This is a genomic window from Pseudomonas sp. PGPR40 (assembly GCF_022014505.1).
GTDB lineage: Bacteria > Pseudomonadota > Gammaproteobacteria > Pseudomonadales > Pseudomonadaceae > Aquipseudomonas.
Genome location: NZ_JAKLSP010000011.1, coordinates 62,701 through 88,248, shown reverse-complemented (window position 1 = coordinate 88,248; position 25,548 = coordinate 62,701). Strand labels below are relative to the sequence as shown.

Below are 25,548 nucleotides of genomic sequence, written 5' to 3'. Positions count from 1 at the left end.
GGTGCGGGTTTTCCGCGAAACGTTGCGGGCACTGCTCAGTCATTGGCGGCAGCATCCGGTGCAATTTTTCAGCGTGCTGACCGGGCTCTGGCTCGCCACCAGTCTGCTGACTGGCGTGCAAGCGCTGAACAGCCAGGCGCGAGAAAGCTACGCCAGGGCCAGTCAGCTGATCGGCGGCGCACCGCAAGCCAGTCTCACTGCACTCGGCGGTGGGGTGTTTTCCCAGCAAGTGTTTGTCGACCTGCGTCGTGGGGGTTGGCCGGTATCGCCTGTGTTGCAAGGCCGGGTGACGCTCAAGGGCCATGAAGACCAGCGCTTGCAGTTGATGGGGATTGAACCGGTGTCGCTGCCGGCCGGTTCCGCAGTGGCCGGGCAGTCGTTGCCGATCGAACAGGTTGTCGAGTTTTTCACCCCGCCGGGCAGCACCTGGATTTCACCGCAGACTTTGCAGGTGTTGGGCTTGCATGAAGGTCAAACCCCGGTGGCCCAGAGCGGAGTCACCTTGCCGCCGCTGCGTGCCCAGACCGACATGGCGCCCGGCGTGTTGCTGGTGGACATCGGCTTCGCCCAGCAGATTCTGCAATTGCCGGATCAATTGTCACGGCTGCTGCTGCCCAAGGACTTCACCGCGACCCTGCCTGATCAGTTCAAGGGTCAGCTTCAGTTCAAAAGCAGCGGCGAAGAAAACAATCTCGCGCGCCTGACCGAGAGCTTTCACCTGAACCTCGATGCCTTGGGCTTTCTGTCGTTTGTGGTCGGCCTGTTTATCGTTCACGCGGCGATCGGGTTGGCGCTGGAGCAACGCCGAAGCTTGCTCAGAACTCTGCGCGCCTGTGGGGTCAGCGCCCGCATGCTGATTGCCTGCCTTGCCGTCGAACTGGGTGGCCTGGCGCTGATCGGTGGTATCGCCGGCGTCGTCAGCGGTTACCTGTTGGCGGGTGTGTTGTTGCCAGATGTCGCCGCCAGCCTGCGCGGCTTGTACGGCGCCGAAGTGCCGGGGCGGTTGAACCTCAGTGCGTTGTGGTGGCTCAGCGGTATCGGCCTGAGCCTGTTCGGCGCCTTGCTGGCCGGCGCCAACAGTTTGCTGCGGGCGGCGCGTTTGCCGTTGCTGGCGTTGGCCGAGCCGCAGGCCTGGCATCAGGCTCACGCGCGCTGGTTGCGGCGCCAGGGTTGGGTCGCCGCGATGGCCGCGGTGATCGCGTTATTGGCGTTGATCTTCGGCGACAGCCTGAGCAGCGGTTTCGTGCTGATGGCCGCCTTGTTGATCGGCGCCGCACTGGCCTTGCCGGTGGTGTTGAACAGCGTGCTCGACTGGGTGCTCGGGCGCAGTCGTTCGGTGCTCGGCCAATGGTTTCTCGCCGACTGCCGTCAACAACTGCCGGCCCTGAGCCTGGCCTTGATGGCGCTGTTGTTGGCGCTGGCGGCGAACATCGGCGCCGGCAGCATGACCGCCGGTTTCCGTCAGACGTTCAGCAACTGGCTCGAACAACGCCTGACCGCCGAGTTGTACCTCAATCCGCAAAATCCCGCCCAGGCTCGAGAACTGCACACCTGGCTCAAACAACAACCCCAAGTCACCGCGGTGCTGCCGAACTGGCAAGTGTCGATCCAGTTGCAGGGTTGGCCGGCAGACATCTTTGGCGTGATCGATCACCCGACGTATCGTCAGCATTGGCCACTGCTGGAAGCCTTGGGCGACAACCCTTGGGATCGACTGGCCAAGGACGACGCACTGATGCTCAGCGAGCAACTGGCCCGGCGGCTGAAGGTACGCCTTGGTGATCACCTGACGATCCCCACACCGAATGGCCCATGGTCGCCACGGATCGTCGGGATTTATGCCGACTATGGCAATCCCAAGGGGCACTTGCTGGTCAACATCAATCATCTGTTGCGCGGCTGGCCACAATTGACGCCCAACCGATTCAACCTGCGCATCGACCCGGCATCGATTCCTGGATTCCTGACCGCGTTGCAAACCCGCTTCGCCCTGGACGACAGCCGCATCGTCGATCAGGCCCGGCTCAAGGGCTGGTCCACGCAAGTGTTCGAACGCACTTTCGCCGCCACCGCCGCGCTCAACAGCCTGACGCTTTGCGTCGCGGGTGTGGCGTTGTTTATCAGCCTGCTGACCCAAAGCCAGAGCCGCCTCGGACAACTCGCACCGCTATGGGCTCTGGGCGTGACGCGACGCCAGTTGATGCTGCTGAACCTGGGGCAAACCTGGTTGCTGGCGGTGTTGACGCTGGTGCTGGCATTGCCGTTGGGCATTGCATTGGCATGGTGCCTGGACACGGTAATCAACGTTCAGGCCTTCGGCTGGCGCTTGCCATTGCGGGTGTTTCCGTTGCAATTGTTGCAGTTGATGGGCCTGGCGTTGCTCGCAACATTGCTCGCTTCAGCATGGCCGTTGTACTCGCTGTATCGCACGCAACCGGCGGATCTGCTGAGGACGTTTGCTCATGAAGATTAAGGTCAGCGTGTTGTTAATGGCGCTGCTGAGTGGGTGCGACAACACGCCCGCGCCGGAAAAAGGCTTCGCCGGCCTCGGCCATCAGGCCGAGGCATTTACCCCGGTGGTGCCTGGGCGAGTGTTCAATTTCCCGGCGGACCACGGCCCCCACGATGGCTTTCGCATCGAATGGTGGTATGTCACGGCCAATCTCAAGGACGATCAGGGCCAGGAATTCGGCGCGCAATGGACGCTGTTTCGCAGCGCCTTGAAAGCGACTCCCGAACAATCCGGCTGGAGCAATCAGACTATCTGGCTGGGCCATGCGGCGGTGACTTCCGCCACGGTGCACCATGCCGCCGAACGCTACGCCCGAGGCGGCGTCGGTCAGGCCGGCGTGAGCCTGGCGCCGTTCAAGGCATGGATCGATGATTGGCATTTCAGCAGTCAGGCCACCGCTGAAGATCCTCTGGCGGACCTGCAACTCAGCGCGCGCGACAAGTCCTTCGGCTACCAATTGCGACTGACTTCCACACGTCCACTGGTGCTTCAGGGCGACAAAGGCTTCAGCCAGAAATCCGAACAAGGACAGGCGTCGTACTATTACAGCCAGCCGTTTTTCCAGGCCAGCGGCACGTTGGAAATCGACGGCAAAACTTACACGGTCAGCGGCCCGGCCTGGCTCGACCGCGAATGGAGCAGCCAACCCCTGACCGCCAATCAAACCGGTTGGGACTGGTTCTCCCTGCACCTGGACAGCGGCGAACAGGTCATGCTCTACCGCATGCGGCAAAAGGACGGCGCGCCGTACCTCACTGGCACCTGGATCGATGCCCAAGGGCAGACGCAGTTGTTGCAGGCCGATGACATTCGCCTCACACCGCAAGACACCGCCAACGTGGCAGGGCGTCCGATGCCTGTACGCTGGTCGATCAACATTCCCGCCAGGCAACTCGATATCACGATCGATGCCCTCAACCCCAAGGCCTGGATGGACTTGCGCATTCCCTATTGGGAAGGGCCGGTGCGGCTCAGCGGCAGCCATGGCGGGCAGGGGTATCTGGAAATGACCGGGTATTGACCCGGAACTCTCGGCGCCACGCCGTTTTCCTACGTAATGAAGCCCATTTCACGGGAGCCCGCCATGAGCGACGACCTCAAACCGCCCACCCTTGCCACCTGGCAGCGGCTGTTCGAAGACAAGGCCTACTGGCAGCAATCTCCCGACGTGCATTACAGCGAATTGTTGCGCATCGCCGACGATCTGCTGGGGCAGGGCGCCATCGACCTCGATCAATGGCAGATCCTCAAAGCCAAGGCCGATCAATCCCACAAAGACTCGCCGGCCGTGAACGTCGCCCACGAAGTCAATGATCCCGAAGCCTGAGGAAAACCCCATGAATCGCAAACCGACCACCCCCTCGGAAAACCCCGACGAACCCCGGCCACCAGGCGAAGTCGAGCGCGACAACGACGCCCTGCGCCCCACCGACCCGACCCGGCGCAAGGAAAGCGGTAAGGGCACAGACAGCGGAGAGTCCACCGCGCAAGAAACTGCGAACACTCCCTGAACAGCGTCTATGCTCATCGGCACGGACGCGCCGAACCCGGATTTTAAAGCCGTCTGCTGCCATCCATCACAGGGAATGTACCGCTTATGAAGCTCAACGCACTGACCAAAGCCATCGCCCTCGCCACGCTCCTGTCCACCGCCAGCCTCAGCGCCGTCGCCGCCGACATCCCGCTGTCCGCCGCCGTGGAAGCCGATCAGGTCGTCACCAAAGTCCTGGCAGTCGACGCCGCCAAACACCAGGTCGTCCTTGAAGGTGCCGAAGGTCGGCAGGTTCATATACAACTCAGCGACAAGGCCAAAAACCTCGGCAAACTGAAAGTCGGCGATCAGGTCAACGTCGAAGTGATTCGCTCCGTCGCGGCCTACCTCGACACCGACGTCGACAAAGGCCTGCCAGGTTCCATCGAACGCACTGGCGAAATCCGCGCCACCAAAGACAATCCCAACCCCGGCGGCGAAGCCTACCGTCAGGTACAGGTCCAACTGAAAATCACTCACATCGACCTGAAGAAAAACCAGGTGACCTTCCAGAACCCGGCCGGCCAAACCAAAACCGTCAACGTCGAAAGGCCTGAAGTCCAAGCGAAATTGAAAGATCTGAAAGTAGGGCAGAGCGTGGTAGTGACCTATACCGATGTGCTGAAAGTGACCACTCAGCACCCAAGCTGATCATTACTTGTACGAATTGATTGTTCTTGGGCAGATTGTTGTATAAGAACAATCAGTTTTAATGGCCTGGCTCGTGAGTTTTAAGAGGGTTGTATGGGTTATGTAAGCAAAATCTTACGAAATAATATGTGCATAAATTTCATGTTTATACACTAGGACATATCGGCCAAATTCCATTAAAATCTTTCCCGTTCGCCCGGTGTCAGGGCTCTTTACCGGTGCATGGATTGCCAGGCCATTACACTGGGCGAACACCTTCTCCGGGAGGTGATGTTTAAAGTTTCGGATATAAAAATGGGCGACCTTGAGGTCGCCCATTTTTATTGGATAGGTTTAAAGCGATGGATGATCGCGGTCTGGATCCCGGACGGTTACGGTGATGCATTGAAGCGATCAATATTGATACTCTCCGATATCAAAGCAAAACAGAGCTGTCTTAAGCGGGTATCCATAGGCTGCTGGCCGCTTTGCTAACGGTCGGCGTCGCTAAAAGTTTCGCAGAGAATAAGGACGTCAAAGGAATGCAGAGTATTCAGTTTCGAAAGGTCATCGACCTTAGCCATATCATCAGCCCGTCCATTCCACTTTGGCCTGACGACCCGCCGGTGACATTCGATGTGGTGGCCTCACAGGAAAAAGACGGTTATTACCTGCGGCGTTTCAGCATGGGTGAGCACAGTGCAACCCATATGAACGCGCCTAATAGTTTTCACCCCACTGCCATTGGGATTGATGCCTATAAGCCAGAATCGCTGGTGCGGCTGGCCGTCGTGATTGATATTCGAACCCAGTCCCGGAACAACCCGGACTATGTGATTGGCATCCAGGACATCGAGCAATGGGAACAGACTCATGGGCGCATCGACCAAGGTTCTGTTGTGCTGTTTTATACGGGATGGCAAGCCTTGTGGGACAATCCCAAGCGTTTTATCAATGAAGATGCAAGCGGGCCACACTTCCCCGGTGTGGGGGCCGCGACGACAAAGTTTCTGCTTGAAGAACGCCGGATAGCCGGTGTCGGTATCGATACGCACGGAGCTGATCCAGGGCAGAACACGACTTACGCCACCAACAGCCAGATTCTGGCGAGAGAGGGCATTGTCCTGGAGTGCCTGACTAACCTCGATCAATTACCCGCGAAAGGCACGACATTGGTCATTGGCGTGCTTCGACTGAAAGAGGGATCCGGTTCTCCTGTTTCCGTGATGGCGTTTGTGCCCTGAGTCCATTTTCAATTTGAGATGCTTCTTGAGTGACCCAAACAACATCGACCAGCAGAGCTGGCCGATGCTTGAGACGGTCGGCCTGGATCAGGCGACCGGAACGCGCCAGTCATCGGAACCCGAAGTACCGGATACTTCGTGGGTCCAGGTGATTTTGCGGTAGGTGAACTGCACTTCTTCCAGATGCGTGAAGTGCGAGTTCGACGGATCCTGGCAGTTGTGCATTTTGTTGTTGATGGCGACGATGATCGCGTCTTCCAGTTTGGTGGTGTAGTAGTGCTCCTGGGTGCCTTGAGCCGAGGTGCGATACCACTGGATAACGATTTCGCTCATGCGCTCGCCGGAGGTCAACGCCGCTTGCAGCAATGGCGAAGACTTGTCATAGACCTTGGTGATCACGACTGGCATGTGTATGCGCTGACCGGTCGGTTGGCCGGACTGTGGGTCGCGCGGGATGATCACGTCGTGGCTGAAAGCCTGAACCATGACCTGGTCTTCATGACCCTCCTGATAGGCGTTGCCGATGGAGTCGGCGGTGAACGCGCCGGCAGTGATCAGGCCTTGTTTCTCGCCAGTAATGGACATATACGCTGGTGTAGCCATGGATGCGCTCCTTGCTGAAAGTTAGGTGCCCGGGAGGCAGTATTGCCCGGTGGGTGCCTGACTGTTCTCAAGGACCGTGCCAGAAATACTGAAAGCTATATAAATCAGATGGTTGAAGCGTTTTTTAAAGCGCCGAGAGGGTTTTCGGCAAGGAACACCTGAAAAAGAGCGCAAGAAGCTGCGCACCACCGCGCAACTTCTTGCGTACTCGGCGGGAGGTCTTGTTAAACCTGGTTGCGGGGGCTTTTGGGATGAGCGACTGAGCAATTTCTTGCGCATCAAGGCCATGAGCAATCATCGCAACGAACAGCGCTACCCGAAGGTCAAATCCAGCGCCGAGGTCACTGAACAATCCTGAAATCGAGTGGAGAACGACATGAAAATCCTGATGGTTTTAACGTCCCACGATCAATTGGGTAACACCGGTAAGAAAACCGGCTTCTGGCTCGAAGAATTCGCCGCACCGTATTACACCTTCAAGGACGCTGGCGCGCAGTTGACCCTGGTTTCACCCAAGGGCGGCCAGCCACCTTTGGACCCTAAAAGCGATGAGCCAGACGCGCAAACCGCCGCTACCGATCGCTTTCGAAAAGATTCCGCTGCCCAGTCTGCATTAGCGTCTACCGGGTTGTTGAGCACCGTGAGGTCTGAAGACTACGACGCTGTTTTCTATCCAGGCGGGCATGGCCCCCTGTGGGATCTCACTGAAGACCCCTTTTCAATTGCGCTGATCGAAGCGTTTTACAAGGCGGGCAAACCAGTGGCGGCGGTCTGTCATGCGCCGGGGGTGTTGCGCCACGTCAAGGATGAGGATGGCCAGCCCTTGGTCAAAGGCAAGCGCGTGACGGGCTTCGCCAATTCCGAAGAAGCCGCTGTGCAGCTGACGGACGTAGTGCCATTCTTGGTGGAGGACATGCTCAAGGCCAGCGGTGGGATTTACTCCAAGGCCGATGATTGGGCGAGTTACGTAATCGAGGACGGTTTGTTGTTGACCGGTCAGAACCCGGCCTCGTCTGAAGCAACCGCCAAGGCGTTGTTGGCGAAGCTGAAATAAGATCAAAAGATCGTAGCCCCCGTAGGAGCCGGCTTGCCGGCGAAGGCGTGTTCATAGGCGGTGCATGACGTGAGGCCGCTTTCGCCGGCAAGCCAGCTCCTACCGAAAAACAAGCAACCTCCATGGATAGTCCATGTCGATATCAACATGTCCCCGCTATTCGTCACTCATACCTATCCAGGTTGTCAGCGTATTGGCGGGCTGAAAGCGGCCATAGCTGAATGGTCAGGAGGTGCCTATGAACTGTCCGCTGTGTGGAAACACCAGTGCGCTGGAAGATCTTTCGTTTGGGGGCGGCTTGCGTATTCATTGTGAGCCGTGTGGTGGTTTCTATCGGATTTCATCAACCCTGAACGCCTTGGCCGAAGGAAAGACCTATGACACTGAGCGTGCCCGAACCCGGCTTAAAAAGAAGCGTGAAACCGGCAAGTTGGAGGATCAGGAGCCGGCACTCGGTCCGGATGACAAAGACCTGCTCATCGAGCCGGACTGATGTGTGCAGAAGGACTCGCCTGACCCCGAAAGCCTGGTGTCGAACGGGATTCCAGGCCAGGCGAGCGTGCCGGATCCATGGGGACTCTACTCCTGAGGAGCGTTTAAACAGCCGTTCAATGGGCCTGCGCCACTCCGCGCAAAACAGTAGCAGCGGCGGATTGAGACCGAGTGCTGGCAATGTTTCCCAGTGACACAACGCCAACCAGACGCTTGTCTCGATTGAGCACGGGCAGGCGACGCAGTTGCACGTCCGCCATGTTTTTAGCCACATGCTCTATGTCTTCATCCTCGAAGCAATAGCGGATGCCGCCGGTCATTATTTTACTGATAGGGGTTTTGCCGGGGAGTCCTTCGGCTACGGCTCTAATGGCTATATCCCGGTCCGTGATCATGCCAATCAGACGCTCTTGCTCCTCAACCATAATGGCGCCGCTATCGATCCTGGCCATCATGTTCGCGGCCTCCTGGATCGTCTGGTTTGGCTTGGCGGTTAAAACATCTTTCGTCATGACTTCCGAAATCTTCATGAAAAGACTCCTTTTAAAGTGATGCTTCAGTGATTAAGGGCTGCCAATTTTTTCGACTGGGAGGGGAAGTGCGGGTTCAGATTGTTTTATCGTGGTGGACTGGGTGGGCATGTGCGCGGGTCCTCGACAGGCTCTATCAGTTCTGAGCCCTGGTTCTTCACATTGCCCACAGCCAGGTCCACTTTGAACCATTCGAAGGCATCGCAAGGTTCGCCTTGCTGCAGGAGCATCTGTTCGGCACGCTCCTTGGGTGTGTACGGATCAAGCCATTCCCGCGCCAGTTCAGGATTGAACGTCACTGGCCGACGGTCGTGAATGTCCACCATGCCGCCCTCGCTGTCCGCAGTGATGATCACGAAGCCGTCATGCTCGTCCGGTTCATTTTCGTACCTTGGATACTGACCAATCGCGGCGCACAGGATCGGCGCCCGATCCTTGCGACGAATCAGGTACGGCTGTTTCTTCGGACCGCCCTCGTAAACCCATTCAAACCAGTTGTCGATGGCGATAATTGCCCGGTGCGGCCATATCGACTTGAAGAATGGGTCATGGGCGACTTTCTCAACCCTGGCGTTGATCGGAGTCGCGTGATCCCTGGCCCAGCGCGGTCGCCAGCCCCAACGAACCCTGTCCACGTGCAGCACGCCGCTTTCCTCGTGGAGGAGGGCGAGCTGAGTGGACGGCGCGGCGTTGTAGAGGGCTAACGGCTGATCGCCAGCATTGTTGATCAGGGCGTTGGGCATGCTCAGCGCCGCCACGAACTCGTGAACACCTCGATACTGCGAAAGTCGTCCGCACATGGCTGAGTCCTCATGCTGAACCTTGAGCTTAGACAATAGTTTCAGGGCGATCTATCAGGTTATCTAACCCGCAAGGCAACGCTCGGCTTCACGCTGAGTGGTCTGTAAACCTGATCGGTGTCAGTAGATCGAGCAACTGCACGACAATTTCGACGGGTGTTACAGGAAGGGCAATTGATCGGGCGCAGGCCTACGATGATGAGGCTACAGATTCAATGGAATGTTTAGCTTGGGCGACACTGAACTCACTCGGCAAGCTGGCGCCGTTCTTGGCTGCAAGTATCTCGGCCATCACGCTGACGGCTATTTCCGCAGGCGTCTTGCTGCCAATGTAGATGCCGATCGGCCCGTGCAGACGCTCAAGTGACGCCTGGGTCTCACCAAAATGCTCAATCAGGCGTTCGCGGCGTAGCTGGCTGTTGCGCCGCGAGCCGATGGCGCCGATGTAAAACGCCGGGCCGTGGAGGGCTTCGAGCAGTGCGAGATCGTCGAGTTTGGGATCATGACTCAAGGCGACGATGCAGGTTCTCAGATCGACCGCGAAGTCGCGGACCACGTCATCGGGCATGCCGACGATTCGCTCCACGCCATTCACCGCCCAAGTCTCGATGTATTCCGGACGTGGATCGCAAACCGCTACCTTGAAACCGTTGAACAACGCCATGGTGGCCAGATACTCGGCCAGCGCGCCGGCACCGATCATGAGCATCCGATACCCTGGCCCCAGGGTGTTGAGCATCTGCTGGCCGTCGAAACTGAATTGCTCCGGTGTCGCAGTGGGTTCGAGCGTGACCTGACTGGACGCCAATGCCAAGCAGCGACGAACAAGCCGCCCGGCATCCAACTGGACCAGCAGTTCATCCAGCAAATGCCAGGACGGGCTGAACTCGAGGATCAGTTCAAGCGTGCCGCCGCAGGGCAAGCCGAATCGATGCGCATCATCAGCGCTGACGCCATAGCGCACCACTTCCGGTGCGCTGTCCCTCAAGCCACTCCCACCATGGGCCGTGGTATAGCGATGGATCAGGTCGTCCTCGATGCAGCCGCCGGACACGCTGCCCACTATCCGACCGTCGTTACGCAAGGCCATCATCGACCCTGTCGGGCGCGGTGAAGAGCCCCATGTGCGCGCCACCGTGGCGAGCAGCACACGCTCTCCGGCGGCGAGCCAGTCTCGCGCGGTGCGCAGTACCAGCAAGTCGATGCTTTCCATCAAGCTCTCCTCTAGCGCATGTGCAGGATGATGCATACCGGCAGCCACGACACGCTGCCAGGCTGTTATTCATGGACGCTCCGGCGCTGATCAGGTGAAGGTGTGTCGGCTCATGGGCAGGCTTCGAACCCGCTGCCCCGTCAGCGTAGCCACCGCGTTCGCGACGGCTGGCGCGACGGCGGGCAACGGCGGTTCACCGATGCCGCCCATTTTTTCCCCGCTCTCGACGACACGAACGTGTACCCGTGCCATCCGCGCAGGCGGCAGGATCGGGTACAAGTCGTAGTTGCGAGCCCGGGGTTTGCCATCAACCCACACCGACTCCTCCACCAGCGTCTGAGACAGCCCCAGCGCCACGGCGCCATTGACCTGAGCTTCGACAATCGCCGGGTTGACGATGCTGCCGGGGTCAATCGCCTGCCAGATATCGTGCACCTTGACCTGTCCGTTCTCGATGGACACCTCGGCGATCACGGCCGTCTGTGTACCGAACGGCGAAGCCATCGCCACGCCTCGCGCCCGTCTGGTGCCGTCCTCGGCGGTAAACGGCCCGCGTTTCCAGCCTCCCGACAGCTCACCCACCGCCTGCAGCAGTGTGGTCAGCCGCTTGTTGTCACGAAGCAAATGCAGGCGCAGTTCGAACGGATCCTTGCCGCCCTTGTCGGCCAGTTCGTCAAGGAACGATTCATAGAAGAAGTCGTTGAGGGAATTGCCCACCGAGCGCCAGTAACCCAACATGGCCGGGCCTTTGACGTAGATCTGCGCGATCCGCTTGTTGGGGATGGCGTAGGACTTGCCCGACAACCCTTCAAGCGCCGTGGGGTCGAGCTTTTCACCCTGCTTGCCCGCGATGGCCTCAGTAGGACCTTCAGTGGCACTGATCGCTTCGATTGCCAGTGGCCAGCCGTCGTTATCCAGTGCGGCGCGGAAATTGACCGCTGCAACGGGACGGAGCACGTCACGCAGGAACTCTTCCTCTCGACTCCAGATCAGTTTGACCGGGCGGCCAACCGCCTTGGACAACTCGATCGCCTGGGGATAGGGACTGGCTGAGTCGTAGAGGAAATGCCGACCGAAGAATCCACCCAGCAGTGGCGAATGCAATGTGATGCGAGACGGATCCAGACCCGTGCGTTTGGCTATGTCCGCACGGAACATGTCCGGCGCCTGATTAGGCAGCCAGACCTCCAGCGAACCGTCCGGATTAAATCTGGCCAGCGCAGAAGGTGGTTCCAACTGCCCGTGGTTCAGGTATTGGTTGTGGTAAGTGGCGTCGATCCGGGTCTTGGCATCAGTAAGAATCGAAGCAACGTCCCCTTGGTTTTGGTCATCCCTGGCTGGCCCCTTTTCGTTAGCGAGTCGCTTGAGCCAGTCATCGCTGGAAAAGTCTGCGGGCATCGGCCGCACTTTACTGTCGAGCGTTGGCTCCTGCCAGTCGACCTGAATCGCCTCCACGGCACGTTTTGCGTGCCACCAGCGCTCGGCGACCACCGCCACGGCACCAGGCAGACGATGCACGGAATGAACGCCTTTCATAGCCTTGACCTGCTCTTCGTTGCGCAGGTTGCCCACCGTCATACCCAAGCGAGGGGCATGCTGAACGGCGGCATGCAGCATGCCGTCGACCTTCAGATCGATGCTGTAGAGCGCCTTGCCCGTGGACTTGTCATAGGCATCGACGCGTTTAACGGGTTTGCCGATCCAGCGGAACTGGCTCGGATCCCGCAGTTGCACGGTGGCAGAATCGGGAACCGGCAGATCCATCGCACGCTCGGCCAATTCACCGTACGCCAACGAGCGGCCCGACGCGGCATGCACCACTTTGCCAGGTTCGGTGGTCAATTCGCCCACCGGCACCCCAAGCTTCTCTGCGCCCGCCTGCAGCAGCATGGCGCGGGCAAGCGCGCCGAGGCGGCGCATGACCGGGTAACTCATGCGCACCGACATGCTGCCGCCGGTGATGCGCATGCCGTTGTCCATGACCACATAGGCCTCGCCGGGCGGCGCGGCTTCGACCAGGAAGGTCGCCGGGTCGGCATCCAGTTCTTCACCGACGATCTGCGCCATCGCGGTGAACGTACCTTGCCCACCTTCCATGAACGGGCACAGCAGACGCACGCGGTTGTCCGGGCGAATTTCCAGAAACGCCGGGACCTGCGTGCCACGCTCGGCGGTCGCAGCAGCCGCAGCTTGCACGCGTGTCGAACCGAGCGGCAGGCCGAAGCCGAGCACCAGTGCGCCCACGGCGGTGCCGGTCAGAAAACGTCTGCGCGACAAATTGACCGGATCGTGCAGAGCAAGCGCTGATGCCTCCCGGGAAGGGTCGATACGTACGTTCATCACACGTCCCTCTTGCCGGCAAGCTCATGCACGGCGGCATGAATGGCGTTGTAAGTGCCGCAGCGGCACAGATTGACCATCGCGGCCTCGATCTGCGCGTCACTCGGTTCGGGGTTTTGTTTGAGCAGCGCCGTGGCTGCCATAACCTGCCCGGACTGGCAGTAGCCGCACTGGGCGACCTGAAGATCGACCCAGGTCGAGACGACCCGTTTGCCCACTTCATCGGCCTCGATGGCCTCGATGGTGGTGACCTCCCGGCCGACCACACCGGCCACCGGCGTGACGCACGAGCGCACCACATTGCCGTCCACCAGCACGGAGCAGGCGCCGCACTGCGCCAGTCCGCAGCCGTACTTGGTACCGGTCATGCCCAGATCATCGCGGATCACCCACAGCAAGGGCGTATCGGCGTCGGCATCGACCTGATAGGTCTTCTGGTTGATTCGTAGTTCCATGGCTCACCCGCTTGATCATCGGTTGACGTGCATTGTTATAAGCTGTGACACACAGCGAGGCGCATCACCGGTAAAGCTTGTCTTTCACTCAACTTGCCGCGTTGCCGAGCGCTTCTGCCTCGAATGGCTGTCCACGCAGCAGCGCAATGTCACGACTGGGCGCGGTACCGAACAGGCGGCCATATTCGCGGCTGAACTGCGAGGGACTTTCATACCCGACGGCGAACGCCGCCCGCGAGACGTCCAGACGCTCCATCAACATCAACCGACGGGCCTCGTTCAAACGCAGCCACTTCTGGTACTGCAGCGGGCTCATGCCGGTGAGCTGGCGAAAATGATGGTGGAAGGTAGGTGCGCTCATCTGCACCCGCGCCGCCAGCTCGTCGATGCGCAGCGCAGCCGTGTAGTTGACCTTGAGCCAGTCGATGGCTTTCGCGATGCGATAACCCTGGCCATCGACGGCAGTGATCTGCCGCAGCCGTGCCCCTTGATCGGTATTGAGCAGTCGATAGTGGATTTCCCGCAGAATCAGCGGCGCCAGCACCGGGATCGCCTCGGGTTCATCGAGTAATGCCAGCAGGCGATCGAGCGCGCCTTCCAGGGCGGACGACATGTTGCCAATGCCGGCGCCTGTACCCATGGATTGATGTCGCTTCGCAGGCAAGCCACCCTTGGTGATTACCTCGGCGAGCATGCTGACATCCAGTTTCAGCACCAGCCCGACGCAGGGCTGTTCGGGACTGGCAAGAATCACTTCGGAGTTGGCTGGCAGATCCAGTGACGTGACCAGAAACCGCGAATGATCGTAGCTGTAACCCTCACCACCGACCCACAACCGCTTTTCCCCACGGCCCACCAGAATCAGGCTCGGCTCAATCATGCACACGGCGGGGGGCGCCGGCTGGTCGCGACGAAACAGCGACAGGCCGGGTATGGATGTGGCGAAGTCACCCGGTACGCTCACGCGCGGGTCAATGTTCAACGCCAAAGGTGACTCACGGCGCAGGGTGGTATTGATCATGTCGGGTCGCTCCTGTTGACCGAACTCTAATCCGCTGAACAGGCGTTTCCTATCCACCACCCTGCATCCTCATAGGATCAGGCAAGCATTCAAGAGGAATGCACTAGGGCAGAGGCGGATCGACCGGGAGAATGTGTCGAACTGTTACAGGGGTAGTGCGCATGCGGGCGACAAACTGCTTGAATGCCTGCGCATCACACCAACACGCTTTTCGCACCACAGGTAGATCCAATGACTTCTCGCTCTACAGAAAAACGCGGCTGGAGCGCCGTGCTGGCCATGTCGTTGGCCGCATTCGCCTTGGTCGCTTCAGAATTCATGCCCGTCAGCCTGCTGACTCCCATTGCGGCAGATCTGCACATCACGGAAGGCCAGGCAGGCCAGAGTATTTCCGTGTCCGGTGCATTCGCACTGGTCACAAGCCTGGTCATTGCAGCGATCGCCGCTCGCGTCGAACGCAAGAAGCTGCTCCTGTGTCTGACCTTGCTGATGATCGTGTCAGGTACGGTCGTCGCGCTCGCGCCGGGCTACCCCTCATTTATGCTTGGGCGTGCCTTGATTGGCATAGCTATCGGCGGTTTCTGGTCATTGTCGGCGGCGACCGCAATGCGTCTGGTACCGCCTGATCAAGTTTCCCGAGCGCTGGCCATTGTCAATGGTGGTAACGCTCTCGCTACGGTAATCGCAGCTCCGGCGGGCAGCTTTCTTGGCTCGCTAATAGGGTGGCGCGGCGCATTCTTCTGTGTTGTTCCTGTCGCAGCGCTGGCGGCCGTGTGGCTGCTGATAAGTCTTCCATCCTTCAAGGCTGAGCGCCACGTAGGAAGCGGCAACGCCCTGCGGCTGATGAAGCAGTTGCCAGTAGCATTGGGGATGGTAGCCGTCAGCGTATTTTTTATGGGGCAGTTCATGCTGTTCACGTACCTGCGTCCATTTCTTGAGGTCGTCACCGGCGTCAGCGTTTCAACATTGTCTTTCATGTTGCTGGGTCTGGGACTTGCAGGTTTCATCGGGACCTTTCTGATCGAAAGATTCATTGGCAATTGGCTCTACCGCACGCTGACGGTTATACCTCTGATAATGGCTGTCATAGCGCTGGCTCTAGTGGACTTCGGCGCATCGCCTTTGCTGACTGCAGTGCTGCTCGGACTATGGGGGCTGGTCGCTACTGCTGCGCCCGTTGGATGGTGGACATGGCTGGCTCAAACTCTCCCTGATGATGCTGAAGCCGGAGGAGGCTTGCTCGTGGCTATTGTCCAACTGGCTATCGCAGGAGGGGCAGTCATCGGCGGCCTGGCATTTGATCTGAGCGGTTATAAAGCCACGTTCGAGCTGAGCGCAACCGTGTTGGTCGCCGCGTCTGTGCTCGCTTGGCTAGCTGGTCGCAGTGCCACTGAAGTTCATCTCCCCGAGTCGAACGCGACAGCCTGACGAGATCAGAAAACGCTCAGCGCATGAGGTGGACATGAGAAAAAATAACGCTCGATCCACTGTGTGGCTGAGCCTCTCTACGATTTTAATCTGTGCATCGATAAGCCCTGCTGCCATGGCCGAGCGCTCATCGCTGCACGAAAGCCCTGATCAGAAAGGTACGAGCAAAGAGGTGCCTATCATACCAAACCGATCAACCTCGCTGACCAAGGTCAGACTCGAATTTGAAGGCCATGAGGCGGTGGTGGAGCTGAATGACAACCCGGCCACCCGCGATCTTGTGTCCATGTTGCCGCTCACGTTGAAGTTCAGTGACCACAACAATGTCGAGAAGATCGCTTATCCGCCTCGTAAGGTCTCAACCGATGCGGCGCCGTTCGGACTAAAGCCATCCGTGGGAGATTTTGCGCTCTATGCGCCATGGGGCAATTTGGTGGTGTACTACCGAAGCTTTCAGAGCTCCCGAGATCTGGTTCACCTGGGCCGTTTTATTTCAGGGATCGAGCAGCTTGCAGCGATGGAAGGGGAGTTCAGTGTCCGTTTAGAGGTGAGCGAGTAATTTGGGTGTTGGTGTTTCGGATTATTTATTGGGCTTCGGAAGCGGTCAGTCCAATCGCCATATGCACTACCAAGCGTCGCCGGCTCGCATTGATCAGTGTCTCGATCTGAACGACCCGCGTCATTACCTCGCCGATTTCTATAGCCCGGCCCCGGCTTTAACAATAGGCCACCTTGCTTATGGCCCCGGGGTAGCTTTAATAAAGGTTGATAGCCTTGGGCAACATTTGTTCCGTTCGAAAGGAGCAGAAAATGTACAGATTAAGAGTCTTTATTGCGTCAAGCGCGTTCACACTCGCCGCACTGATGACGCTACCCGTGTCGAGCGCTGAGCAACCGATGGCGGGCCACATATCAGTTCTACCCTCTGATCTGAAATGGTCTGATGCGCCATCGGTCGCGCCTGGCGCCCAAATAGTAGTTATTGAAGGCGACCTGAAAACTGCAGATCCATTTACCTTTCGACTCAAGCTACCTGCCAACTCTAAGATAGGTGTCCATACTCACCCGGTAGTGGAACGTGTCACGGTAATCTCCGGCACTTTTCACTTGGGAGTCGGCGACAAATTTGATCCCGCCAAAGCCAGGGCCTACACGCCAGGCGGTATCACGATCATGCCTGTCGGTATGCCGATGTATGTATTCACCCAAGAAGAAACTGTCGTGCAGATCCATGGGACCGGCCCGTGGGGTATCAATTTTCTCAATCCTGCGGATGACCCCAGGAAGAAGTGACCTTATCTACCTGACAGAGTATCCGGCGAGGTCAGGAGCGAACCGCTCGTGATCCCGGTGTCGGCCGTCTCCAACACGCTACTACTCGGTGCAGCTAATCGACGCCTCGTCCCCGAACAAGAAGTCGCGCACGCATAACTTTTACTTTAGAAGTTCACCCATATCAGCAACAAGCGTCTCGATCGCCTCAGTGAAGTCGTCTGCGGTGATCGGAATCTTATTATTGTCCAAAGTCTTGCCCAACACCTTGCGTGCGACCCTGATCATTGGCTCATTCGCGGCGTTGACCAGCAAGGCCTCGACATAAAGCTCTGAGTTCTGATCCCGCTGCCCAATAGCGACATTGACACCACCGATAACCGCAGCTACCGGAATCAGCTCATACCACCTCATCTCCTCATTAGATGCACTGACGCCAGTGATCGCCGTATGCAGCACTAAATATCTTGAGGCGAATGGGATGGGATCCTGCGATCCAATTACTCGATATCGTTTGGACAACACTTCATAAGCACGCGTGTCGGCAGCCCTTCGCAACCGTTCAAAGGTTTGCATGTCGACACGGTCGTTAGCCTTCGGCGCTGGGTACAGGATGAGGGGGTCAAAAATTACCATGTCGTAATTTTTAGATCTGAACGCTGGCGAAACCCACCGCAAGGTGGGGGCGCCGCTTGGCGAAAGGGTCGATTCAAGTACATCGTATCGATCCAAATAACCTGAATACTGTTCTTTATCGGTCGTCCTTGACACACAGCCGCCTAGAAGGAGGCAACTGAGACCAATAACCACCGATAAATTAATCGAACATGCCATTTGCGGCCTTCCTTTTGGTAGTGCCAAGCAGCTTGAGTCATGCCGGATAGCTATTGGGGAACAGCCTGCTTATCCAGAACAAAGTGCTCAATTGATCTTGACGATCGCGGGCGGACTCCACGTGCCTTTGCCAGGCGGCAGGACGGAAGGGTTTTCCGTCTTCGGCCAATACAGGCGCATCACCATGTAGATCAGATCATTCGGTGCGGGCAGCCAGTTGCTTTCCTTGTCCGCGCCGGGCGAATCCTTCTGGATGTAGAGCGTCAGCGAGCCGTCTGCATTTTTCTTCATGTCAGGTAGCATCGGCGAGTTGATGAGGTAGCGATTGATCGGATTCTTGATCAGCAGTTGGCTCTTGCCGTCGTACATCGTCACCGACCAGAAGGCATTGACCGGCGGGAGCTGTCCAGCGGGAAAGGTGAGGCTGTAGTTGTGTTTGCTGCCGTCAAGCGGCGTACCGTCGGACAGGATCTTGGCCATCGGATACGTGGCCTCTTCGGCGTCGTTGGCATAGATGCCTGCTTGTGCGATGGCGGCGCGCTTTAGCCAATCACCCTTGTAGAACGCGGCATTACCGCCGGAACTCACGATGTTCCAGCCATTGACCTGCGTGCCGAGATGATTGACTGCATTCTGGACCTTCGCATGCCCGGCCTGCATGCCCTCGACCACAGCGGCCTTTTGCTCGGCGGAGAGATCCTGGAAGTTGAAGTCCTTGCCGGCGCCAATGCCCATACGGGCCAGCTTCGCGCGGATCGCCACTTCATCCGGTGTGGCCGGGGCAAACTGCAAGGCAAAGCCCAGATACTTGAAGAAGTCGGTCTTGGCCAGGGCCTTGTCGAACTTCGGAAAGTTGATCGCAGGCGCGGCAGGCGGCGCGGGCTGCTTGAGATAAGCCGATAACGGCTGGGTCGCATAACCGGACTGGATCTTTTCGACGTTTGGCATGTCCGCCGGATTGAAGAGCTGGGTGCGAAAAATCACGAAGAGGAGTTGCGTGTCGGAACGAAACACCTTCTTGATGCCCGGCGGGGTCACGCCCTTCCAGTCTGGGCCGACCAGCAGGTAATCGCCGGCTTCGCTGCCGGTGGTTCGGCTGCCGATGTAACCGAAGTTGTTGGTGTTGTTATCGATCAACTGCACCGAGTAATACCGCGGTTTCTCCACCGTCGGTACCGATAGCACGACCGGCTCGCTACGCAGGTCCATGAACATCAAGGAATACGGCGTATCGCTGTTCGGCGAGACGATGGCCGTGTCCTTGTAGCTAAAGACATTGTGCATGCTGTGAATGTGGTTGAACGGCGCCTTGTATTGGCCGGAGTTATTGTCCACGGCATAGTCGTACAGGGTTGCGTAGTTCATCACGATGGGGAGACCGTAGATGTAGCCTTCCTCGGCGATGGCTTTCGTCTCGGCGGGAGTGATGTCCGCGGCCTGGGCGTGCGTAAATCCAAAGGACGCGAGCAATATCATTGCACAGCCAAATGTTCTCGGTAATGTGGTTATCATGAACCTGAAACTCCATTTTTCGTGTTAGACGGGGGGGCAGCTGACTGCTAATCAGGCGATATTCCCCAAAGGCAGGAACCCCTGACGATCTTGATGCATATCTGTGTCCATCCAGGACACAACTTCTCGAATCTCACCGAATCGCAGGCGATTAATCATTCGAGCGCTAAACGCACATCTCACAGATCGTTTCACTTGGGAAAGAGTAGCGTGTACGCCACCCGAAAGCCCCAACCGTGTGCACCATCCTCAGGACTGTCCGCCCAGTATCGCGGCCCCACCTGAAGGCTCATGGGCTGCTTGCCGACTTTGAATAATTGCGTCACGAAGAGGTTGATCGGCACATTCCATTCCCTGGCTTCCCAGTCGTAAGTGGATTCTGTATTAATGCCAAAACTGGTGTACGACGCTGTGGTATAGACCAGAAAGGGTTGCAGATACGTCTGATTGACCTTCTCCTTGTCATTGGCCGGGTTGTTGTCCAGCGACCAGATGTGGTTCGCCAGAATACCGGTCGTCCAACCGTTGGCCTGCTTCAACGCCACCGCTGTCGGTCCAATCCCCCATTGTTCGCTACTCAGTAGCTCATCACTACCGGTCGGTAACAGCAGCGCGGGACCTGCGCCCCAGATCCAGCCGTCCTCGGTGGGCTTTTTGGGAGAGAAAAAGAAGCTTTGCGTGGTGTCGCCCACTCCGCTTTTATCGGCAATGCCCCTCGGTGCCAGTCCATGCTGATCAATGACCGGGAGGATCGTGCGAGAGATCAGATTCCAATCGTCATTGAGTGAGAAGGGTAGAACCGGCTGGATATTGGTGACGCTCTGGATTCCATCACCGGAAGGCCCCATTTTCTGATTCCAGTTGTATTGGATGGGCAAGCTGTACAGTGCCGCGACTGGATTCAATGACTGTTTAGCCAGTTCCGCCTGCTCGTCAGCCTGACTGGAAACGGATACACCGAAAACCGAAAGTGAGAGCAAAAGCCGTTCAATGCGCTTGTACATGTTGAAATCCTTGAATGCGGATCGCCACGGGCTCCTCGACTATCAAGGAGCGCCCGCTAACGATAGGCAGAAACTGCTCGAGCACCTCGAGTTCAGCGAAAAACGATAAAGGCACCCGATCGGTTGTGGGTATGCCTGCTTCATGCTGAGGTTACTGACTTCTCAAGTTCAACTTCCCCCCGTAACCAAGTCTTATCGAGACCGGGCACGAGGAGTCGTAAAACTTTACCGCTGCCGTGACGATTACTTGAGTAACGTCTGCATGTCGCCGGTCATTCCCTTGATGGCCGCTTTGAAGTCATTCGCGGTGATTTTCTGGCTGGCGTTCTTCAGGTTCTCGCCAAACACTTTACGCACGGCTTTTGCGACCGGTGCACCAGTTTTGGCGTCGATCAAGTCCGCCTCGATATACAGCTCGGTATTCTGGTCGCGATGACCCGTGGCGGCCTGAGTTGCACCTATGACTGCCGCGACCGGCACCACTTCGTACCATTTCATGCCTTCGTTGGTGGCTGTCACGCCAGTGATTGCCGCCTGCAGGATCAGCGCTCGCTCGCCTTTGCGAACATCTCTGGAGTCTGGAACGACCAGGTAATTTTGGGACAATGCCTGCTTGGCGCTTTCAGTGGTGTAGGCCTGCAATTCCTGTAATGTTTTCAGGTCCACGCGTTCATCCGGCTTGGGCGCCGGATACAGTTCCAAACGCTCGAAAACCACCGTGGAATAATCCGCAGGCTTGAATCCTGGCGCCACCCAGCGCAGCACTTCCACGCCACTTGGCGAGGTAGTTTCCTGCAGGCCGCCATAACTCTTCAAAAAGCCGGAGTACTGTTGTTGCTCGGTAACTTTCGATACGCAACCGGTTAATAACAAGCTGCTCAGTGCGGCACCCGTTATCCATTTGTGCGAGACGTTCATATAGCGGTACTCCTTGAGGGATATGTTCCTGAATGTCTTTTATTCAAGGCCAGACCCTGTGGCCTCAGCCCTTTCGGCAATAAGGCCCGCTGGATCTCTGCCTGAGCAATCGAACGACTGCTTGCCAACTGCAAGCAGTCGCAGTGTCGCGTTACTTCGATGCCACCACTGCCGGCGGCTGCCAGCTGCCGCTGCCTGCGGGAAGAATCGAAGGCGCCGTGGTTTTCGGCCAATAGAGGCGCATCACCAGATAGACCGTGTCGTCAGGCGCCGGCAACCAATTGGCCTCCTTGGCCTTGCCCGGCGAATCCTTCTGGATGTACAGGGTCAGCGAGCCATCCGCGTTCTTCTTCATCGCCGACAGCATCGGCGAATTGATCAGGTAACGGTTGAGCGGGTTCTTGATCAGCAGCTGGCTCTTGCCGTCGTACATGGTCACCGACCAGAAGGCATTGACGGGCGGCAGTTTGCCGGCCGGGAAGGTCAGCGTGTAGTTGCGCTTGCTGGTATCGAGCGTCTGGCCGGTGCCGTCGGTGCGCGTGTAGGGGTACGTCGCCTCGGTGGCGTCGTTGCCGTACAGACCGCCCTTCGCGGCGCCAGCCCGCATCAGCCAATCGCCTTTGTAGAACGCCTGGTCGCCGAAGAACGCGCCGACGTTCCAGCCGTTGATGTTCTTCATTCCGCTCGCGAGGAACTTGTCGACCTTCTCGTCGCCGGCCTTCATCCCGAGCAGGATCGCGGCCTTGTGCTCGAGCGAGAGGTCTTTGAATTCGAAGCTGCCACCGGGGCCTACGCCGATGCTGGCCAGCTTCGCCCGGATCGCCTTGTCCTCAGCCGATGCTGGTACATACTCCAACGCGGCCGACAGGTACTCGAAGAAGTTGGCCTTGATGCCCTCCGTGGTGGCCGGCACGAAAGCGATCTTCGGCGCAGCGGGCGGCGCGGGTTGATGGAGGAAGGCGGACAGCGGCTGGACCTTGTAAGCCGCCTGCACCTTCTCGACATTCGGCATGTCGGCCGGATTGAACAACTGGGTGCGGATCAGCGTCAGTGCAAAGGGCGTCGTGGAGCTGAACACCTTGTCGATGCCTGGAGGTGTCGCACCCTTCCAGTCGGGGCCTGCAATCAGATAGCTCCCGGCCGCGCTGGCCGTGGCCCGGCTGCCGATGTAGCCGTAGTTATAGGTGTTGCCGTCGATCAGTTGCACCGAGTAGTAACGTTTTTTGGAGACCCCCGGCACGGTGATCACCAGCGGCTCGGCGCGCAGGTCGGCCCAGAGTATCGAGTATGGGGTGTCGCTGTTGGGCGTAATGACGGCCGTGTCAGCGGGAGTAGAAACCCGATGCTCGTTGTACAGTTGGTTGAAGGGGGCCTTGAACTGGCTGGACCTGGAGTCCACCGCGAATTCATTCATCACGGCGTAGTTCATGACCAGCGGCAAGCCGTAGATAAAGCCTTCCTCGGCGATCGCCTTGGTCTGCTCCAGACTCGGCGCGGAAATACCCTTGGCCACATCCGCCTTGTCTGCCTGCGCGATCGGATCGTTCTTGCCCGCACACCCCGCGAAAAGCGTTGAACCCACGACGACGACCGCCGCAGCCATTGTCCAGCCCCTGTTAGACTTCCTGTTCATTTTCACCTCGTTGGTTTTGTGCAAGCTGGCGTCGTGAGTGTTCATGTCCAAGGTTAAATACCAGGCATGACACTCGAAGTACTCTTGGATTTTTCTCAGTAGCGCCAAGTCATGTTGGCGGTCAGGGCTTGAATCCAGGCGTTGTCGAACTCGCCTGATACACGATTGCCAGACAGCGTTTTTTGCTGATCGACTGACATGTCCCCCATCCACACCGTGACCCAACTGAAATTCACGTCTGTCTCTTTATTCAGCGAATAAGTAAACCCTGTGGCGAAGCGCCAGGCGGCGCCCATGGGCACGGTGAACGTACGATTACCGTCGGACACCGCGGACGTGTCATAGGCGATACCGAAATCCCAGATCCAGTCCTGGTTCATCTGGTATTGAGCGCCAAGCGCCAATTGATACGTGTCTTTGTAATGCGCATCGATTGAGGCGGACCGTGAACCGGTTCTGGAAGTGTCTACGTCAATGCCGATGTCGCCGAATTTCGACCAATCCTGCCAATTGACTGTAGCCAGAAAAGCCCATTGCGGATCCAGTTGCTGGTACAGGCTGAGGGTCGCCGTTTGCGGCACTTTCAGGTCGATTTTGGTGTTGAGGCTGTTGAGGCGGCTCACCAACGGAGCACTGCTCTGCACATCCAGGCGATCCTCGAAGTCGAGGTCAACCTGACTGGTATAAGCCAGGCCAATCCGGGTACCGGGCTTTGGGGCATAGATCACGCCTGCGTTGGCGCCGTAACCCCATGTGCTGTCCCGGTATTTGTATTGGCCGTCACCCCGTTGTGTCAGTCCAAGCGGCGCCTGATCGATGGCGGCTTCGCTCTTCAGCATCCCGTACATGGCTTTGAGTCCGACGCCGACGGACCATTGATCGTTGAAGCGATAGGCGACACTGGGTACCAGTGACAGTCCCGCAATGCTCGCGTTCTGCACGAAATAACGGCCGGACCAGTCATTGTCGTAGTTTTCAGCGAGGCCGAAATCGCCATAAGAGCCGAAACCGACGGACCACCGATCATCCAGTTGATGGCTGATGAAGAAACTGCCACCCGGTATGGGATCGAGCGCGTTACCGCTGCCAGTGCCCGGCGTATTGGTTTCACTGTCCCGATCGAACGATAAGTCACCAAAAAGAACCTGAGCACCAGCGGAGATCTGTGTTCCGCTGAGGTAACTCAAGCCTGCGGGGTTGCTGGCGATGGTCGAAGGGCCTTGTGCCCGGGCCGCTGCACCGGCATTGGCCAGTCCAACGTTGTCGGTGGCGATTTCGTACAACATCAGGCCACCGGCAACACTGCGGCCACTGGTCAAGAGTGTCAGCGCACCAAGAACCGTAATCGACAACACCCTTTTATTTAATAGCATGAAATCCCTCTCTATCAGATCTATGTCGCTTGCATCGCCCCAAGGCCAGGGCCGTGTCTTTTACTCGTGCGGCTTTCTTGAGTGTCTGCCCGAAGCTCCAACCGCAGGTGCAACTAATCGCCAGCCTCATGAACAGCACAAAAAAACCGAAGATCAGCTATGCAACCAGCCTGTTGTTGCGTTCACTGTACGGCAATCATCAGAAAGGCACCTTGCATTTTCGGACAGTGCGCGCGGTATCGCGGGGGTATGGAAATTGTTGTATCAACCCCCAATGGAGGGCTACCCCAGACCATTTCTCCAATGCTGTGGCGACGTATTTGTCCACGTTTTGAATGCACGGGAGAAGGCGTTTGGATCCTGGTATTGAAGGGTTTGAGAGATTGCGGATATCGGCAAATCCGTATCTTTCAAGAGCCGCCGCGCGAAGTTGCTTCTGGAGTCGGTGATCAGTTCTTTAAGGTGAGAACCTTCCGCATCCAGCCGGCGTCGCAACGTTCTTTCATTCAATGAAAATTGACTGGCGATGTGCTTGGAGTTTGCCTGGCCTTTCAATAATAGAGCGTATGCCTGACTCTTTATTTGTTCTGAAATCGTCAAAGGTGACGTGGCGGTCGAAATAGCCAGTTTAAGCAGATGGTGTAAGCGTGGATTCGCCGTACATTGAATTTGCCGGAGGCACTGAGTGTGTTTGAATGCCGTGTTGAACAGACGGGCAACATCCACGTAGGCGGGATGGTTGTCTTCATTTGCAAATTGCTCAAGGCTGATACCAGCGTCTTTGAAAACGGTTCGCGAGGAACCTCCTATCGCGTCAACTACCTCCGGGAACCTACGCAATGGGCTTGTACTAATTTCTCCAGGCCCGCTCATTCTTAAAGATGATTTTTTGGAGGGCATATAAGCTCGCTATCATTCCTGAAATTGGCGCATTGGTCACGTTAGTGAATGTCTGACACATGGCGAGCAAAAGAGCATAGCGCCCATGAGCCAGTGCCTGGCACCTCGCGACCGTTTGCGCCACCCGATTACTTGAGTCGTGCGCATTATTGCATCCAAAAATATATAATATTGAATACATTGGTTTTAGCACGGATGCGCTTTTTTTCAAATGGTCCATAGAAACTGTGCGGCGTTTGTCGGTTAGCT

26 protein-coding genes are annotated in these 25,548 nt (G+C 57.7%); 12 read left to right on the top strand and 14 right to left on the bottom strand.

Annotation, left to right across the window (positions count from 1 at the left end; translation table 11 throughout):
• The first annotated feature begins 1 nt into the window (after position 1).
• From MEB48_RS11755 to MEB48_RS11730, 6 genes are all read left to right on the top strand, one after another.
• On the top strand, positions 2-2,473 hold the full coding sequence (locus tag MEB48_RS11755) for an ABC transporter permease (protein WP_237884469.1): 2,472 nt from the start codon (positions 2-4) through the stop codon (positions 2,471-2,473).
• The gene (locus MEB48_RS11750; RefSeq protein WP_237884401.1) at positions 2,463-3,533 is read left to right on the top strand and encodes a lipocalin-like domain-containing protein; all 1,071 of its coding nucleotides are present in this window, start codon (positions 2,463-2,465) and stop codon (positions 3,531-3,533) included. The genes MEB48_RS11755 and MEB48_RS11750 overlap by 11 nt, the downstream gene beginning before the upstream one ends.
• Before the next feature lie 63 nt (positions 3,534-3,596).
• Complete coding sequence (locus MEB48_RS11745; protein ID WP_237884400.1) at positions 3,597-3,839, top strand: hypothetical protein; 243 nt, start codon at positions 3,597-3,599, stop codon at positions 3,837-3,839.
• A 10-nt stretch (positions 3,840-3,849) separates the two neighbouring features.
• Positions 3,850-4,023, top strand: coding sequence for a hypothetical protein (locus MEB48_RS11740; protein ID WP_185022158.1), 174 nt, complete (start codon positions 3,850-3,852; stop codon positions 4,021-4,023).
• Between the two features lie 86 nt (positions 4,024-4,109).
• Positions 4,110-4,694, top strand: a complete 585-nt coding sequence (locus tag MEB48_RS11735; protein WP_237884399.1) for a hypothetical protein — start codon at positions 4,110-4,112, stop codon at positions 4,692-4,694.
• Positions 4,695-5,215: 521 nt separating this feature from the next.
• The gene (locus MEB48_RS11730) at positions 5,216-5,917 is read left to right on the top strand and encodes a cyclase family protein (protein WP_237884398.1); all 702 of its coding nucleotides are present in this window, start codon (positions 5,216-5,218) and stop codon (positions 5,915-5,917) included.
• Positions 5,918-6,004: 87 nt separating this feature from the next.
• On the opposite strand, the gene MEB48_RS11725 is transcribed toward MEB48_RS11730, so the two are convergent.
• Positions 6,005-6,520 (bottom strand): Hcp family type VI secretion system effector, encoded by a 516-nt coding sequence (locus tag MEB48_RS11725; RefSeq protein ID WP_237884397.1) that lies wholly within the window; start codon positions 6,518-6,520, stop codon positions 6,005-6,007.
• Positions 6,521-6,632: 112 nt separating this feature from the next.
• Between MEB48_RS11725 and MEB48_RS11720 the strand changes: the two genes are divergently transcribed.
• The 3 genes from MEB48_RS11720 (at position 6,633) to MEB48_RS11710 (ending at position 8,067) form a co-directional block, all read left to right on the top strand.
• Positions 6,633-6,878: a hypothetical protein gene (locus tag MEB48_RS11720; protein ID WP_237884396.1), complete on the top strand. Its 246-nt coding sequence runs from the start codon at positions 6,633-6,635 to the stop codon at positions 6,876-6,878.
• 18 nt (positions 6,879-6,896) lie between these two features.
• Positions 6,897-7,574, top strand: a complete 678-nt coding sequence (locus tag MEB48_RS11715) for a type 1 glutamine amidotransferase domain-containing protein (RefSeq protein ID WP_237884395.1) — start codon at positions 6,897-6,899, stop codon at positions 7,572-7,574.
• A 238-nt stretch (positions 7,575-7,812) separates the two neighbouring features.
• Positions 7,813-8,067, top strand: a complete 255-nt coding sequence (locus MEB48_RS11710; RefSeq protein WP_237884394.1) for a hypothetical protein — start codon at positions 7,813-7,815, stop codon at positions 8,065-8,067.
• A 115-nt stretch (positions 8,068-8,182) separates the two neighbouring features.
• On the opposite strand, the gene MEB48_RS11705 is transcribed toward MEB48_RS11710, so the two are convergent.
• The 6 genes from MEB48_RS11705 to MEB48_RS11680 form a co-directional block, all read right to left on the bottom strand.
• On the bottom strand, positions 8,183-8,596 hold the full coding sequence (locus MEB48_RS11705) for a CBS domain-containing protein (RefSeq protein ID WP_237884393.1): 414 nt from the start codon (positions 8,594-8,596) through the stop codon (positions 8,183-8,185).
• An 86-nt stretch (positions 8,597-8,682) separates the two neighbouring features.
• Positions 8,683-9,396 carry an SOS response-associated peptidase family protein gene (locus MEB48_RS11700; protein ID WP_237884392.1) on the bottom strand — a complete coding sequence of 238 codons (714 nt, stop codon included), beginning with the start codon at positions 9,394-9,396 and terminating at the stop codon, positions 8,683-8,685.
• Positions 9,397-9,586: 190 nt separating this feature from the next.
• Entirely contained in the window at positions 9,587-10,609 is a 1,023-nt protein-coding gene (locus tag MEB48_RS11695; protein WP_237884391.1) for an XdhC family protein, read from the bottom strand.
• A gap of 90 nt (positions 10,610-10,699) precedes the next feature.
• On the bottom strand, positions 10,700-12,949 hold the full coding sequence (locus MEB48_RS11690) for a xanthine dehydrogenase family protein molybdopterin-binding subunit (RefSeq protein ID WP_237884390.1): 2,250 nt from the start codon (positions 12,947-12,949) through the stop codon (positions 10,700-10,702).
• Positions 12,949-13,404, bottom strand: coding sequence for a (2Fe-2S)-binding protein (locus MEB48_RS11685; RefSeq protein ID WP_237884389.1), 456 nt, complete (start codon positions 13,402-13,404; stop codon positions 12,949-12,951). Before MEB48_RS11685 ends, MEB48_RS11690 begins: the two co-directional genes overlap by 1 nt.
• An 88-nt stretch (positions 13,405-13,492) precedes the next feature.
• Complete coding sequence (locus MEB48_RS11680) at positions 13,493-14,425, bottom strand: AraC family transcriptional regulator (protein WP_237884388.1); 933 nt, start codon at positions 14,423-14,425, stop codon at positions 13,493-13,495.
• Between the two features lie 231 nt (positions 14,426-14,656).
• Here MEB48_RS11680 and MEB48_RS11675 point away from each other — a divergent pair, with 231 nt between their 5' ends.
• The 3 genes from MEB48_RS11675 to MEB48_RS11665 all read left to right on the top strand — a co-directional run bounded on the left by MEB48_RS11675 (position 14,657) and on the right by MEB48_RS11665 (position 17,146).
• Positions 14,657-15,853, top strand: a complete 1,197-nt coding sequence (locus MEB48_RS11675) for an MFS transporter (RefSeq protein WP_237884387.1) — start codon at positions 14,657-14,659, stop codon at positions 15,851-15,853.
• A 34-nt stretch (positions 15,854-15,887) separates the two neighbouring features.
• Positions 15,888-16,412, top strand: a complete 525-nt coding sequence (locus MEB48_RS11670) for a cyclophilin-like fold protein (protein ID WP_237884386.1) — start codon at positions 15,888-15,890, stop codon at positions 16,410-16,412.
• Between the two features lie 251 nt (positions 16,413-16,663).
• Complete coding sequence (locus MEB48_RS11665; RefSeq protein ID WP_442969087.1) at positions 16,664-17,146, top strand: cupin domain-containing protein; 483 nt, start codon at positions 16,664-16,666, stop codon at positions 17,144-17,146.
• Positions 17,147-17,287: 141 nt separating this feature from the next.
• On the opposite strand, the gene MEB48_RS11660 is transcribed toward MEB48_RS11665, so the two are convergent.
• The 7 genes from MEB48_RS11660 to MEB48_RS11630 all read right to left on the bottom strand — a co-directional run bounded on the left by MEB48_RS11660 (position 17,288) and on the right by MEB48_RS11630 (position 25,299).
• Positions 17,288-17,959, bottom strand: coding sequence for a DUF3313 domain-containing protein (locus MEB48_RS11660; protein ID WP_237884385.1), 672 nt, complete (start codon positions 17,957-17,959; stop codon positions 17,288-17,290).
• An 87-nt stretch (positions 17,960-18,046) separates the two neighbouring features.
• Complete coding sequence (locus tag MEB48_RS11655; protein ID WP_442969088.1) at positions 18,047-19,435, bottom strand: DUF1254 domain-containing protein; 1,389 nt, start codon at positions 19,433-19,435, stop codon at positions 18,047-18,049.
• A 227-nt stretch (positions 19,436-19,662) separates the two neighbouring features.
• Positions 19,663-20,475, bottom strand: coding sequence for a transporter (locus MEB48_RS11650; RefSeq protein ID WP_237884383.1), 813 nt, complete (start codon positions 20,473-20,475; stop codon positions 19,663-19,665).
• 243 nt (positions 20,476-20,718) lie between these two features.
• The gene (locus tag MEB48_RS11645; protein ID WP_237884382.1) at positions 20,719-21,393 is read right to left on the bottom strand and encodes a DUF3313 domain-containing protein; all 675 of its coding nucleotides are present in this window, start codon (positions 21,391-21,393) and stop codon (positions 20,719-20,721) included.
• Positions 21,394-21,544: 151 nt separating this feature from the next.
• Positions 21,545-22,996 carry a DUF1254 domain-containing protein gene (locus tag MEB48_RS11640; protein ID WP_237884381.1) on the bottom strand — a complete coding sequence of 484 codons (1,452 nt, stop codon included), beginning with the start codon at positions 22,994-22,996 and terminating at the stop codon, positions 21,545-21,547.
• A 125-nt stretch (positions 22,997-23,121) separates the two neighbouring features.
• Positions 23,122-24,399: an OmpP1/FadL family transporter gene (locus MEB48_RS11635; RefSeq protein ID WP_269137464.1), complete on the bottom strand. Its 1,278-nt coding sequence runs from the start codon at positions 24,397-24,399 to the stop codon at positions 23,122-23,124.
• A gap of 282 nt (positions 24,400-24,681) precedes the next feature.
• Positions 24,682-25,299, bottom strand: coding sequence for a helix-turn-helix transcriptional regulator (locus MEB48_RS11630; RefSeq protein WP_237884380.1), 618 nt, complete (start codon positions 25,297-25,299; stop codon positions 24,682-24,684).
• Positions 25,300-25,548: the final 249 nt, after the last annotated feature.

Bases quoted from the DNA above. Each gene is read 5' to 3' on its own strand.
- MEB48_RS11750 (WP_237884401.1), top strand. From the start codon at position 2,463: ATGAAGATTAAGGTCAGCGTGTTGTTAATGGCGCTGCTGAGTGGGTGC.
- MEB48_RS11745 (WP_237884400.1), top strand. From the start codon at position 3,597: ATGAGCGACGACCTCAAACCGCCCACCCTTGCCACCTGGCAGCGGCTG.
- MEB48_RS11740 (WP_185022158.1), top strand. From the start codon at position 3,850: ATGAATCGCAAACCGACCACCCCCTCGGAAAACCCCGACGAACCCCGG.
- MEB48_RS11735 (WP_237884399.1), top strand. From the start codon at position 4,110: ATGAAGCTCAACGCACTGACCAAAGCCATCGCCCTCGCCACGCTCCTG.
- MEB48_RS11730 (WP_237884398.1), top strand. From the start codon at position 5,216: ATGCAGAGTATTCAGTTTCGAAAGGTCATCGACCTTAGCCATATCATC.
- MEB48_RS11725 (WP_237884397.1), bottom strand. From the start codon at position 6,520: ATGGCTACACCAGCGTATATGTCCATTACTGGCGAGAAACAAGGCCTG.
- MEB48_RS11715 (WP_237884395.1), top strand. From the start codon at position 6,897: ATGAAAATCCTGATGGTTTTAACGTCCCACGATCAATTGGGTAACACC.
- MEB48_RS11710 (WP_237884394.1), top strand. From the start codon at position 7,813: ATGAACTGTCCGCTGTGTGGAAACACCAGTGCGCTGGAAGATCTTTCG.
- MEB48_RS11705 (WP_237884393.1), bottom strand. From the start codon at position 8,596: ATGAAGATTTCGGAAGTCATGACGAAAGATGTTTTAACCGCCAAGCCA.
- MEB48_RS11700 (WP_237884392.1), bottom strand. From the start codon at position 9,396: ATGTGCGGACGACTTTCGCAGTATCGAGGTGTTCACGAGTTCGTGGCG.
- MEB48_RS11695 (WP_237884391.1), bottom strand. From the start codon at position 10,609: ATGGAAAGCATCGACTTGCTGGTACTGCGCACCGCGCGAGACTGGCTC.
- MEB48_RS11690 (WP_237884390.1), bottom strand. From the start codon at position 12,949: ATGAACGTACGTATCGACCCTTCCCGGGAGGCATCAGCGCTTGCTCTG.
- MEB48_RS11685 (WP_237884389.1), bottom strand. From the start codon at position 13,404: ATGGAACTACGAATCAACCAGAAGACCTATCAGGTCGATGCCGACGCC.
- MEB48_RS11680 (WP_237884388.1), bottom strand. From the start codon at position 14,425: ATGATCAATACCACCCTGCGCCGTGAGTCACCTTTGGCGTTGAACATT.
- MEB48_RS11675 (WP_237884387.1), top strand. From the start codon at position 14,657: ATGACTTCTCGCTCTACAGAAAAACGCGGCTGGAGCGCCGTGCTGGCC.
- MEB48_RS11670 (WP_237884386.1), top strand. From the start codon at position 15,888: ATGAGAAAAAATAACGCTCGATCCACTGTGTGGCTGAGCCTCTCTACG.
- MEB48_RS11665 (WP_442969087.1), top strand. From the start codon at position 16,664: ATGTACAGATTAAGAGTCTTTATTGCGTCAAGCGCGTTCACACTCGCC.
- MEB48_RS11660 (WP_237884385.1), bottom strand. From the start codon at position 17,959: ATGGCATGTTCGATTAATTTATCGGTGGTTATTGGTCTCAGTTGCCTC.
- MEB48_RS11655 (WP_442969088.1), bottom strand. From the start codon at position 19,435: ATGATATTGCTCGCGTCCTTTGGATTTACGCACGCCCAGGCCGCGGAC.
- MEB48_RS11650 (WP_237884383.1), bottom strand. From the start codon at position 20,475: ATGTACAAGCGCATTGAACGGCTTTTGCTCTCACTTTCGGTTTTCGGT.
- MEB48_RS11645 (WP_237884382.1), bottom strand. From the start codon at position 21,393: ATGAACGTCTCGCACAAATGGATAACGGGTGCCGCACTGAGCAGCTTG.
- MEB48_RS11640 (WP_237884381.1), bottom strand. From the start codon at position 22,996: ATGGCTGCGGCGGTCGTCGTCGTGGGTTCAACGCTTTTCGCGGGGTGT.
- MEB48_RS11635 (WP_269137464.1), bottom strand. From the start codon at position 24,399: ATGCTATTAAATAAAAGGGTGTTGTCGATTACGGTTCTTGGTGCGCTG.
- MEB48_RS11630 (WP_237884380.1), bottom strand. From the start codon at position 25,299: ATGCCCTCCAAAAAATCATCTTTAAGAATGAGCGGGCCTGGAGAAATT.